The sequence below is a fragment of the Amycolatopsis sp. SID8362 genome (genome assembly GCF_010550475.1).
GTDB classification, from domain to species: domain Bacteria; phylum Actinomycetota; class Actinomycetes; order Mycobacteriales; family Pseudonocardiaceae; genus Amycolatopsis; species Amycolatopsis eburnea.
Genome location: NZ_JAAGNB010000058.1, coordinates 1 through 10,416, shown reverse-complemented (window position 1 = coordinate 10,416; position 10,416 = coordinate 1). Strand labels below are relative to the sequence as shown.

Below are 10,416 nucleotides of genomic sequence, written 5' to 3'. Positions count from 1 at the left end.
GCGGTCCGCCTGGTCGCCGACCGCGTCGTGGCGCGGACCGGGCCGGTCGCGTTCGTCCGCGTGGCGGCCGCCGTCGCGGTGCTCGGGTTCGCCGTGGTCCTCGCCGTGCCGTGGCCGGTCGTGGGCGTGCTCGGCTTCGCGGTGGTGGGGCTCGGCGTGGCCGGGATCGTGCCGATCGCGTGGAGCGCGGCGAGCCGGAAGCAGGCGGACGCGCCGGGCCGGGCGGTCGCCGCGGTCGCGGCGTGCGGCTACCTGGGCTTCCTGGTGGAGCCGGTGCTGGTGGGCGCGCTGGCGACCCGCGTCGGCCTGCACTGGGCGCTGTCGTCGGCGGTCGTGGTCACCTTCGGGATCGTCTTCCTGGCCCCGTCGCTGCGGGTCCGGTCACGCCAGCCGCTCGCGCAGTAGCCGCCGGATGGCCTTGCGGTCACCGCTCGTCTCCACCCGGCCGTCCGCGATCGCGGCGTCGAGGCCGGACGGCTTCTCGAGCAGCGCGTTCAGCGTCGGCGGGTCGGTGCGGATCGTGGCGTCCGGGTTTTCGGGCACACCGGGCTCGACCGTCAGGCGGCCCGGCTCGGTGCGGACCGTCCACACGCGAGCGTCGAGTTCGACGCGGTAGCAGGCGGCGCGGCGAGGACGCGCGCCGCCGCGGAGGAACAGCAGCACGGACGTCGTGCCCAGGTGCGCGTCCGGTGGTCGCGGAATGCTGCCACCCCAAGCCCCGAGGGCGAGCACGACGGGTTCCAGCTCGCGGCCCCAGCCGGTCAGCTCGTAGACCGTGGACCCGGCGGGCGGCGGCAGTTTCCGCCGTCCGACGACGCCGTGCCCTTCGAGTTCCCGGAGCCGGTCGGTGACGAGGTTCGAACTCGCACCCGGCAGCGCGCGCCGGACGTCGGAGAACCGCTGCGGCCCGAGAAGCAGCTCGCGCACGACGAGCAGGGCCCACCGTTCCCCGACGACGTCCAGCGCGCGGGCGATCGTGCAGGCGTCCCCGTAGCTGCGGCTCGTCGGCATGCTTTCAAAGTACAACTCGATGGTTGTTTTTAACAACTAGAGCGGCGTACGGTGCCGGTATGAGCCGACCTGTCGTGCACTTCGAGATCATCGGACCCGACCCGGCGAGCCTGCGCGGGTACTACGGCGAGCTGTTCGGCTGGGAATTCGACACCTCGGCGCCGGTGTCGCCCCAGGTGTCGGAACCCGGCTACGGCTTCGTGGAGTCCGGAACCATCCCCGGCGGCATCGGCGGCGGCGCGGGGTACGGGAACCACGTGGTGTTCTACGTGGGCGTCCCGGACGTCGAGGCGGCGCTGGCGGAGGCCGAGCGCCTCGGCGGCACCCGCCGGCTGGGCCCGGACCGCGCCCCGGGGCGCGACCTGGTGGTCGCCCAGTTCACCGACCCGCAGGGCAACCTGGTCGGCCTGGCCGGCCCGGCCGTCGCTCAGCCGGCTCCCTGAACGTCGGCGCGGCACGCCTCCAGGAACCGGTCGCCGGCGTCGCTGATCCCCGACAGCACCCGGTCGAGGCTCTCCCGCGGCACGGCCGACGCTCCGGCGTCCAGCTCGGCGAAGACGTCGTTGACGCCGTTGCGGGCCGCCTTCCACAGCTCCTTGCCGCGCCGCCGCGGTTCTTCGGTCCCCAGCAACGCCACCTGGTTGTGCGCCTTGCGCAGCTCGGAGCGCCGCTCGCGCCACCGGGCCTCGATCTCGGCCCGGTTCTCCGGCAGCTGGAGGAATTCCGACCGGACGAGCTGGAAGGCTTCTTCGCTCGCCGTCGACAAGCTCGCGTAGGCCTTCACGCGCTCGTCGCGCAGCCAGCCGGCGTGGTCCGCCGCGCGCTTGCGCTCTTCGGCGCGCTGGGCGGCCTTCAGCTTGCGGCTTTCGACGAACGTGGTGGTCAGCAACGTGAGCACGACCCCGCCCAGCGTGGCCCCCACGGTGATCAGCTGCGTGGTCGTCCCCGAGTCCATGACGGGATTCTCCCAGCCCGGCCGCGGCGGCCTTGACCTCCACCATGCTGGAGCTTCAAGACTGGCGGCATGACGATCTGGATCTGCGGGACCTGCGGCGTCGAGCACCCCGACACCGAACAGCCCCCGCCCGGCGACTGCGTGATCTGCGCCGACGAGCGGCAGTGGGTGCCCGCCTCGGGACAGGTGTGGACGACCCTCGCCGAGCTCGAGGGCCACGCGATCGTGCACGAGGAGCCGGAACCCGGACTGCACCGGTTCAACCGCGAACCGCCGTTCGGCATCGGCCAGTGGACGCACCTCGTCCGGACCGCCCGCGGCAACCTGCTGTGGGACCCGCCGAACCACCTCGACCCGGCGCTGGCCACGGTGATCGAGGAGCTGGGCGGCGCGGCCGTGATCGTCGCGAGCCACCCGCACATGTACGGCTCGCAGGTCGGCTGGAGCCACCGGCTGGGCCGCGTCCCCGTGCTGGTCCACCGCGCCGACCGGGCGTGGGTGCGGCGGGAGGACCCCGTCATCCGCGAGTGGTCCGGCACGGAAGCGATCCTGCCCGGGATCACCCTCGTCGAGGCCGGCGGGCACTTTCCGGGCGCCGCGGTGGCGCACGTCGTCACCGAGACCGGCGGCGTCCTGCTGACCGGCGACACCATCGTCCCGGTCCCCGCCGCGGGCTGGGTGACGTTCATGCGCAGCTACCCCAACCGGATCCCGCTCTCCGCGGGCCTGGTGCGGCGCATCGTGGACCGCCTCGAGCCGTACGAGTTCGACCGCCTCTACAGCCTCCTGGGCGCGACGGTCCTCGGCGGCGCCAAGGACGCGGTGCGCCGGTCGGCCGAGCGGTACATCGCCTGGGTCAGCGGGGCCAACGACCACCTCGGCTGACCGCCGGCTCGGCCCGCTCAGGCGGGACATCACGAACGCCTGAGCGGGCCGCGGAAGTGCATCCTTCAGAGGAAGGGCGGCCGAGGTCAGTCTCGGATCATGTTGAACTGGTCGCCGCAGGCCCGCGTCCCGTCGGCAAGCGTCGTACAGGCCTGCACCCTGATGCGGTCGACCCCACCGGGCAGGTCGGGGTTGCCGATGGTGAAGTTGTAGCTCAGCCCCGCGCTGCTGGTCGTTCTGGTCTGGCTGTCGACCTTCGTGGAACCGGCAAACGCGTCGAAGTAGACGGTGGTGGGGTAGCCGTAGTAGCTCCACACCGAGCCTTGCACTGTCGAGGTCCGGTTGCCCCAGGTAACACCGCCCGAAGCGCCCCCGTCGAAGAGACAGCTGGCCGAGCACACCGAGTACGTGTCGTTGGCCCACGCGGCTGTGCTGGGCCCTGCCGATGCGATCCCGGCAGCGAACAGGCCCGACGCCATCGTCACGGCAGTCAGCGTGCCCAGCCTCCGGGCTGCTCGCGACGTCCTTGTCATGTTGCCCTCCCTTGTGTCGTCGATCTCCGGGTTTTGGATCGCAGGCGTCGATGACGTGGTCAGTCGCGGATCTCGTTGTATTGCGGTCCGCACAGGCGGTCGCCGCCGGCCGTCGAGCACACTTGCACCCTGATGCGGTCAACCCCTCCGGGCAGGTCGGGGTTGCCTATGTCAAACCGATAGCTGACGTCACCAGCGCTGCTGCTGCGCGTGGCGCTGTCCACCTTGGTCGATCCGGCGAACGCATCGAAGTAGACGGTGGTGAAGTCCGCGTAGTAGTTGGTCACTGATCCCTGCACCGTCGCCGTGCGGTTGCCCCAGACGATCCCGCCAACGGCGTACCCCTCGGCACAGGTGACCGAGCACACCGAGAACGTGTCGTTGGCCCACGCGGCCGTCATTGTGCGGCTCTCTGCTGCCGCGGTGCCGGAAAACGACATCGTTCCAATCGCCGCTACGGCCAACAATGCCGGAATGGCGGTCACATGTCGCCGGCCATGCATCTTTATCGGCACCTCAAAGCCACCACCTTTGGTATTGAATAACCTTCACACCGTGGCACGACTCGCGCTTGTCCCGAACCGTGCTGGCAGTGCCAGGAGGATGCAAGTCGATTCAACCCCAGTCTGTCGCATCACGCATTCCGTCGACTTCCGGGCGCAGATATCGCAGCACATACTTCGCACTTTCATCACCCCAGGTTGCCTGCTCGACCATACCCGAGCGCGCCGCTCGCGTGACCGGTCGACAAGCTTTTCACCTGTTCAGCCGATGACCAACCGAACCGCCTCGAACGTCGCTGTCGTCTCGTCCGGATGTCGCACTTGACCCAGGTCAACGGCACTCCGAGCAATTGCACGGTTTCGTCAGAAATCGCAATGGTGCATCGGATGCACTAATGGTTACTTCGTCGGGCGGCCGGCTCCCGCGTAGTCGTCGCCGTCCTTGCGGTACGAGTGGACCTGGACCGCCTGGCCGGTCTGCGGCGCGTCGATCATCTGCTGGTTGCCGATGTACAGCCCGACGTGGTGGATCTTCGTCGCCGGCTCGCCGTAGAAGATCAGGTCGCCCAGCTGGGGGTCGGTCACGTGCGGGACGCTCCGGAACTGCGTGTCGGCCGTGCGCATCAGCTTGACCCCGGCGCTCGCGTACGCCGCCGTCGTCAGGCCCGAGCAGTCGAAGCCCGGGTCGTTGCCGCCGGTGCCGTTGCCGCCCCAGATGTAGGGGAGGCCGATCTTGTCGATGGCGAAGTTGACGGCGCTCAGCACCGCCGCGTTCGGCGCCGCCGCGCCCTGGCCGACCGTGCCGTAGACGTTGACGGTCGCCAGCGTGCGGTGCAGGAACAGCGGCGCCGCCTGCAGCGTGCTGACCGAGTCCCACCACACCTGGCCCTGGGACAGGTCGTGGCCGTCGGCGCAGAGCGCGCGGCCGGTGGTCAAAGCGGCGTCGTCGATGTTTTGGACATCGGGCTTCCCGCCCGTGTAACTCGCCTGGTACTTGCCCCAGATCGCCGGGGACAGCTGCAGCGGCCCGGCGGCGTTCGCCGTCGAGACGACCTTGTTGTAGAAGTCGCGCACCTCGATGGTGCCGAGCGGTTTGTCCAGCACGCCGGTGGCGCCGAACTGCCCGCCCTGGGCCCGCCCGTGGTCCGTGGTCACTTTTCCGACCGCGGCCAGCGTCACCCAGGAAAGGTGGCAGCCGGGGACGTCCTTGCCGAGCTTCGTCGTCGCTTTCGCGTAGCCGACCATCGCGCGCAGCGGGATGTCGAGCCACTGGCTGGTCTTGGACGCCCAGGCGTCGAACTCGCTCGCTTCCGGCACCTTCGGCGGCGTCGACGTCCGCGGCGGCGTGGTCGTTTTCACGACAGACGGCGTGGGCGTGCCCGTCGCGGCCGCGTTCGCCGGCTCCTCCTGCTGCTTCGGCGCGAACTGGACGCCGACCACCAGCGCGGCGGCGACCACGACCACCGCGGCCACCACGACGGCGGCCTTCCGGCGGCGCGGCTCGGGCGTCTCCTCGGGCGCTTCGCTCACCGCGCGGCCCCGGTCAGCCGGTCCAGGACGAAGCCGCGCAGGCCGTCGAGGTCGGTGTCCACCGCGACCTCGATCGGGCGGCCGGGGGAGAACTGCGGATCGTCCTCGCCGAGCCGCCGCCGGTCGACCAGGGTCTGCCCGCGCGCCGGGCCGAGCCCGCAGTCGACGTCGACGCGGTAGGTCTCGGTCCGCAGGATGCCCGGCGAGATCGCCTCGGCGACCGCGACGGCGTCGTGCATGACCATCCGGTCTTCGCCGAACACGCGCGTGTAGTGCTGCCGGTAGGTCGAGGTGAGGCCTTCGAGGGTGGCGCCGACCGGGCCCGACGCCGCCAGCTTCGCCAGCCATTCGCCGTCGACGGCGCACCGGTGGGTCAGGTCGAGCGGGACCAGCACCACCGGCACCTCCTCCTCGACGAGCACCCGCCGCGCCGCTTCGGGGTCGCTCCAGATGTTGAACTCGGCGGCGGTCGTGCTGTTGCCGAACGTCACGCCCCCGCCCATGATCACCAGCCGCGCGATCTTCGCCGCCGCGCCCGGGTGGGCCGCGAGCAGCGCGGCGATGTTCGTCAGCGGGCCGATCGGGGCGATGGTCACCGGCTCGTCCGCCGCGTCGAGGAGGTCCGTCATGAGCCGGACGGCGTCGCGTTCGTCGACGGGACGGCTCGCCTCGGGCAGCGTGTAGGAGTGCCCCGACAGGCCGTCGCCGCCGTGGACCTCCTTCGCGTCGCGCGGCTTGGAGTACACCAGCGGGCGCGCCGACCCGGCGGCCACGGGCACGTCTTCGCGGCCGAACAGCGCCAGCAGCCGTCGCGCGTTCGACGTCGTGCGGTCCAGGGGCACGTTGCCGAACACCGACGTCACGCCCAGCAGGTCGACGTCCGGTGACAGCGCCGCCAGCGCGATCGCCAGCGCGTCGTCGACGCCCGGGTCGGTGTCGATGATCAGCTTCGTGCCCATCCACGCTCCCCTTGCCTGTGAACCCGTCCCGTACACAGGTTACGGTCACGGGCATGACGTCGATGTGGGGTGCGCCCGCGCTGTCGCGGGTGCGGGCCTGGCGCCGCGCCCGGCAGGACCCGCGGCAGGCGAAGTTCCTGACCGCCGACTCGCTGCGCTGGGTGCTGCGCAACCGCGCGTACACGCCCTGGTACCTCGTCCGGTACTACCGGCTGCTCAAGTTCCGGCTCGCCAACCCGCACATCATCCTGCGCGGGATGCTCTTCCTCGGGAAGAACGTCGAGATCCACTGCCGCCCCGGCTACGGCCGCCTGGAGATCGGCCGCTGGGTCCACATCGGCGACGGCAACGCCATCCGCTGCCACGAGGGTTCGCTGCGGATCGGCGACAAGTCCGTGTTCGGCCGCCAGAACGTCATCAACTGCTACCTCGACATCGAGCTCGGCGCGGCCACCCTGGTCGCCGACTGGGTGTACATCTGTGACTTCGACCACGTCATCGCGGACATCCACGTCCCGATCAAGGACCAGGGCATCGTGAAGTCACCGGTCCGCATCGGCCCGGACACGTGGCTCGGCACCAAGGTCAGCGTCCTGAAGGGCACCCGCATCGGCCGCGGCTCGGTCCTGGGCGCGCACGCGGTCGTCCGCGGCGACATCCCGGACTACTCGATCGCGGTCGGCGCGCCGGCCCGTGTCGTGCGCAACCGCGAAGAGGACTACGCGGCCGACGCGGCCCGGCGTGAAGCCGTCGCCGACATGGCGCGGAAGGCGAACAAGGCGCTGCAGAAGACCCTCGAGCAGTAGATCTACTCAGGACGCTTGTCGCTTTTCCGGCCAGACTGGGTCCGTGGGGGAGATCCGGACCGCGTGGGTGTCGGTCGTGCTGGCGTTGTGCGCGGTGGGCTTGCTGCTCGTCGTCCCGTTCCTGGTGCTGCTGGGCTTCCTGGCGAGCATCCCGGTGTTCGGCGAGACGAGCGGCGCCGCGGGCGGCTACCTGATCTGGGCTGCAGCCCTCGGCGCCGGGCTGCCGCTGGTGGGTGTGGTCGTTTCCGCGACAACGCGACGTCGCGGCTGGACGTGGTTCTTCGGCATCTGCCTGACACTGGCGGCGGCGGTCGCGGTGCTGTCGTGGGCCGACGACCTCCGGCACGCCCCGCCGCCCCCGCCGGGCCCGCGCCACTGCGTCGAGCACAGCGGCGGCGACACCGACTGCCCGGGCGGCTGACGCACAGCCCGCGGCCTGGCCCGCCCAGCCGTTGTCGATTTCCGCCCACGGTCCGGAGGCCGCCCAAGTCCCAGCTCGCGAGCCCTGGTCGAAATCCGGTCACACCCCATCCCGGCCGTTCGGCGGCCATCATCGGCTGATCGGCCGATCTCCCCACCGGCCCCCGCCCGGCAGCCTGAGCCCCATGTCGATCACCCGGTTCGCCGTCCCGCTGCTCGCCGCCGCGGCGTTGCTTCCCGTCGTCCCGGCGGTCGCCGCCGCCGACGAGGTCGCGTGGCAGCTCTGCGCGACCGTCGCGAAGGGCTGGGATCCCGGTGACCGCCGCACCGAGTGCGCGCTCGTGCCGGTTCCGCTCGACTACGCCGACCCCGGTGGTCCGAAAATCGACATCGCCGTCAGCCGGATCCGGGCGACCGGGGAGCGCACCGGGGCCGTGCTGCTGAACCCCGGTGGCCCCGGGCAGTCCGGGCTCGACATGCCCCGCAGCATCGCCGACAGTCACGCCGGGGGCATCGGCGTCCACCACGATCTCGTCGGCTTCGATCCCCGCGGCGTCGGTTACAGCGCCGACATCCCCTGCACTGCAGACGTCCAGGACCCGGGTGTCCCCGACAAGGCGAAGGCCCGTGAAGCCGCGGAGCGGGCGGCCCGGGCCAACTGGCGCTGCGTCGCCACGCACCCGGAGTTCGTCCGAAACTTGACCACGCCCACCATCGCCCGCGACCTCGACCGCATCCGCGTCGCGCTCGGCGAGGACAAGATCGGCTACTACGGCGTCTCGTGGGGCACCGCGCTCGGCGCGCAGTACCGGACGCTCTTCGACGACCACGTCGACAAGATGCTGCTCGACTCCGTCATGCCGCCCGACCTGAACGTCACCGCGATGGACGACGGCCAGGCGACCGCCGGCGAGAACACCTTCCACGATTTCGCCTCGTGGATCGCCAGGTACGACGTGGTTTACCGATTCGGGACCACGGAGCCCGCCGTCGCGAAAGCCCTGCTCGACCTGCGGGCCGAACGCAGCGACGTCAACGGCATGCTCGCCAACCCGCGCCGCGAATGGGCGGGCCTGGCGCGGCAGCTCGCCCAGCTCCGCGACGGCGGCCCGATTTCACCCGAAAGTGCGAAGCAGCCGGGTCGGCTGGGCTGGGACGGCGAACCGCACGCGTTCAACCACTTCCAGCAGACGGCGCTCCTCTGCAACGAGTCCCCGAGCCCGCGCGACTTCGAGACCGTCTGGCAGCACCGCCTCGACCGGATGAAGCGGCTCCCGGTCGCCGGCGGCTACGGCCTCTACGAACAGCTCTGCGTCGGCTGGCCCTTGCCCGCGCGGCCGTGGGCGCTCGCCGCAGGCAAGAGCCCGCTGCAGCTCGTCGGCCACGCCTTCGAACCCGTCACGCCGATCGGCTGGGCGCTCGCGATGCGGCAGCGGATCGGCGGCGAGCTCATGACGATCGAGGACGACGTCCACGGCTCGCTCTCGTCCCTGACCTGCGCGAACGCCGCTGTCACATTTTTCGACACGGGCAGGACGACGTCGGAATCGTGCCCCGGGGCACCCATTCCGGCACCGTGAGTCAGATGCGGGCGCGGAGCTGCTCGCGGACCTCCATCAGCGCGAAGCCGAGCAGGTTCAGCCCGCGCCAGTAGTCCGGCTTGGTCGCGTTCTTCTCCTCGCGGGCGAGGCCCGAGCCCCAGACGAGGTCCTTCTTCGACGCCTCGACGATGACCGCGTCGCCGGTGCCGAGCAGGAACCGGCGCAGGTCGCGGTGCTGCCGGAACTTGGCCAGGTTGCCGTCGACGGCGATGTCGAACCGGTGGCGCTCCCAGACGGCCGCGTCGAAGCCGTCGACCTCGCGGCCGAGGACCTTCGCCGTCTTCGGGTCGGGCGCCGAGCGGATCAGCGCCGCCTTCTCGTGGTCGCCGAACAGCTCGGCCTTGCCGGCCATCACGTAGTGCTCGGCGGTCGGGTAGACGACGCCGCCGTCTTCGAACGGGTCGAGCCACCACTGGCTCAGGCAGCTCGCCGTCAGCCGCCCGGACGTCGAGGGCGCGTGCCCGTAGAACAGCAGGTATTCGGGCTCCGCACCCTCGTGGACCTTTTCGCGCAACGCCTCGACACTGCGGATCCCGTCGACCTTCACCATCCGCCTAGTGGACCACAACCCTCAGAGCAGGAAGTGGAACAGGGGGCTACCCGGCTCGATCCGCTCCACCTGCAGCGGGCTCGCGGCCATCCGGGCGAGCAGTCCGGGCAGGTCGGACGGCCGCGCGATCTCGACGCCGACCAGCGCCGGGCCCATTTCGCGGTTGGTGCGCTTGACGTACTCGAAGCGGGTGATGTCGTCCTCGGGCCCGAGGACCTGCTCGAGGAACCGCCGCAGCGCGCCCGGCTCCTGCGGGAAGCCGACCAGGAAGTAGTGCTTCAGCCCTTCGTGCATCAGCGAGCGTTCGAGGATCTCGCTGTAGCGGCTGACGTCGTTGTTGCCGCCGGAGACCACGACGACGACGGTCTGCCCCGGCTCCACGTGCACGACCGACCCGAGCGACGCCGCGGCCAGCGCGCCCGCGGGCTCGGCGATGATGCCGTCGGACTGGTACATCGCCAGCATCTCGGTGCAGATCGCGCCCTCGGCGACCGCGGTCAGCTCGGCGCCGCTGTCGCGGATCAGCGGGTAGGTGACCGCGCCGGCTTCGCGCACCGCGGCGCCGTCGACGAACGAGTCCAGTTCGGGCAGCCGCACCGGGTGCCCGGCGGCCAGCGCCGCCGCCATGCACGCCGCGCCCGCGGGTTCGACGCCCACGACGCG

At 71.1% G+C, this 10,416-nt stretch carries 13 protein-coding genes and 1 pseudogene; 6 read left to right on the top strand and 8 right to left on the bottom strand.

The genetic code is table 11. The annotated features are described in order from the left end of the window. Nucleotides 1–405: pseudogene (locus G3I65_RS02075) on the top strand (MFS transporter); the annotation flags it as partial. On the opposite strand, the gene G3I65_RS02070 reads toward G3I65_RS02075, so the two are convergent. Beyond that, nucleotides 382–1,011, bottom strand: a complete 630-nt coding sequence (locus G3I65_RS02070) for a winged helix-turn-helix transcriptional regulator (protein WP_160694198.1) — start codon at nt 1,009–1,011, stop codon at nt 382–384. The pseudogene G3I65_RS02075 and the gene G3I65_RS02070 overlap by 24 nt on opposite strands. Before the next feature lie 59 nt (nt 1,012–1,070). Here G3I65_RS02070 and G3I65_RS02065 point away from each other — a divergent pair, with 59 nt between their 5' ends. Then, complete coding sequence (locus tag G3I65_RS02065; protein ID WP_160694196.1) at nt 1,071–1,454, top strand: VOC family protein; 384 nt, start codon at nt 1,071–1,073, stop codon at nt 1,452–1,454. Here G3I65_RS02065 and G3I65_RS02060 read toward each other — a convergent pair. Further along, nucleotides 1,439–1,966, bottom strand: coding sequence for a hypothetical protein (locus G3I65_RS02060; RefSeq protein WP_160694194.1), 528 nt, complete (start codon nt 1,964–1,966; stop codon nt 1,439–1,441). The two genes, G3I65_RS02065 and G3I65_RS02060, sit on opposite strands and share 16 nt — an antisense overlap. 69 nt (nt 1,967–2,035) lie before the next feature. On the opposite strand from G3I65_RS02060, the gene G3I65_RS02055 reads away from it, so the two are divergent. Continuing rightward, nucleotides 2,036–2,851 carry an MBL fold metallo-hydrolase gene (locus tag G3I65_RS02055; protein WP_160694192.1) on the top strand — a complete coding sequence of 272 codons (816 nt, stop codon included), beginning with the start codon at nt 2,036–2,038 and terminating at the stop codon, nt 2,849–2,851. An 86-nt stretch (nt 2,852–2,937) separates the two neighbouring features. Here the strand turns inward: G3I65_RS02055 and G3I65_RS02050 are convergent, their stop codons facing one another. The 4 genes from G3I65_RS02050 to G3I65_RS02035 all read right to left on the bottom strand — a co-directional run bounded on the left by G3I65_RS02050 (nt 2,938) and on the right by G3I65_RS02035 (nt 6,376). Beyond that, nucleotides 2,938–3,336: a hypothetical protein gene (locus G3I65_RS02050; RefSeq protein ID WP_160694190.1), complete on the bottom strand. Its 399-nt coding sequence runs from the start codon at nt 3,334–3,336 to the stop codon at nt 2,938–2,940. 107 nt (nt 3,337–3,443) lie between these two features. Next, nucleotides 3,444–3,869 (bottom strand): hypothetical protein, encoded by a 426-nt coding sequence (locus G3I65_RS02045; RefSeq protein ID WP_160694188.1) that lies wholly within the window; start codon nt 3,867–3,869, stop codon nt 3,444–3,446. Between the two features lie 417 nt (nt 3,870–4,286). Continuing rightward, nucleotides 4,287–5,417, bottom strand: coding sequence for a bifunctional lysozyme/C40 family peptidase (locus tag G3I65_RS02040; protein ID WP_160694186.1), 1,131 nt, complete (start codon nt 5,415–5,417; stop codon nt 4,287–4,289). Next, entirely contained in the window at nt 5,414–6,376 is a 963-nt protein-coding gene (locus G3I65_RS02035) for a nucleoside hydrolase (RefSeq protein ID WP_160694184.1), read from the bottom strand. The genes G3I65_RS02040 and G3I65_RS02035 overlap by 4 nt, the downstream gene beginning before the upstream one ends. Before the next feature lie 53 nt (nt 6,377–6,429). On the opposite strand from G3I65_RS02035, the gene G3I65_RS02030 reads away from it, so the two are divergent. The 3 genes from G3I65_RS02030 (at nt 6,430) to G3I65_RS02020 (ending at nt 9,182) form a co-directional block, all read left to right on the top strand. Then, the gene (locus G3I65_RS02030) at nt 6,430–7,182 is read left to right on the top strand and encodes an acyltransferase (protein WP_086864487.1); all 753 of its coding nucleotides are present in this window, start codon (nt 6,430–6,432) and stop codon (nt 7,180–7,182) included. Between the two features lie 43 nt (nt 7,183–7,225). Beyond that, nucleotides 7,226–7,603, top strand: coding sequence for a hypothetical protein (locus G3I65_RS02025; RefSeq protein WP_160694182.1), 378 nt, complete (start codon nt 7,226–7,228; stop codon nt 7,601–7,603). 184 nt (nt 7,604–7,787) lie between these two features. Next, nucleotides 7,788–9,182, top strand: coding sequence for an alpha/beta fold hydrolase (locus G3I65_RS02020; RefSeq protein WP_160694180.1), 1,395 nt, complete (start codon nt 7,788–7,790; stop codon nt 9,180–9,182). A 1-nt stretch (nt 9,183) separates the two neighbouring features. Here G3I65_RS02020 and G3I65_RS02015 read toward each other — a convergent pair whose 3' ends face one another. Both G3I65_RS02015 and G3I65_RS02010 read right to left on the bottom strand, forming a co-directional pair. After that, nucleotides 9,184–9,753 carry an NADAR family protein gene (locus tag G3I65_RS02015; protein ID WP_160694178.1) on the bottom strand — a complete coding sequence of 190 codons (570 nt, stop codon included), beginning with the start codon at nt 9,751–9,753 and terminating at the stop codon, nt 9,184–9,186. 21 nt (nt 9,754–9,774) lie between these two features. Beyond that, the coding region (locus tag G3I65_RS02010; protein ID WP_160694176.1) for a pyridoxal-phosphate dependent enzyme at nt 9,775–10,416 on the bottom strand (642 nt) is incomplete at its 5' end.

What these genes read in the sequence shown, in the direction of transcription:
- G3I65_RS02020 (WP_160694180.1), top strand. Translation starts at nt 7,788, where the DNA reads ATGTCGATCACCCGGTTCGCCGTCCCGCTGCTCGCCGCCGCGGCGTTG.
- G3I65_RS02070 (WP_160694198.1), bottom strand. Translation starts at nt 1,011, where the DNA reads ATGCCGACGAGCCGCAGCTACGGGGACGCCTGCACGATCGCCCGCGCG.
- G3I65_RS02055 (WP_160694192.1), top strand. Translation starts at nt 2,036, where the DNA reads ATGACGATCTGGATCTGCGGGACCTGCGGCGTCGAGCACCCCGACACC.
- G3I65_RS02030 (WP_086864487.1), top strand. Translation starts at nt 6,430, where the DNA reads ATGACGTCGATGTGGGGTGCGCCCGCGCTGTCGCGGGTGCGGGCCTGG.
- G3I65_RS02015 (WP_160694178.1), bottom strand. Translation starts at nt 9,753, where the DNA reads ATGGTGAAGGTCGACGGGATCCGCAGTGTCGAGGCGTTGCGCGAAAAG.
- G3I65_RS02065 (WP_160694196.1), top strand. Translation starts at nt 1,071, where the DNA reads ATGAGCCGACCTGTCGTGCACTTCGAGATCATCGGACCCGACCCGGCG.
- G3I65_RS02035 (WP_160694184.1), bottom strand. Translation starts at nt 6,376, where the DNA reads ATGGGCACGAAGCTGATCATCGACACCGACCCGGGCGTCGACGACGCG.
- G3I65_RS02060 (WP_160694194.1), bottom strand. Translation starts at nt 1,966, where the DNA reads ATGGACTCGGGGACGACCACGCAGCTGATCACCGTGGGGGCCACGCTG.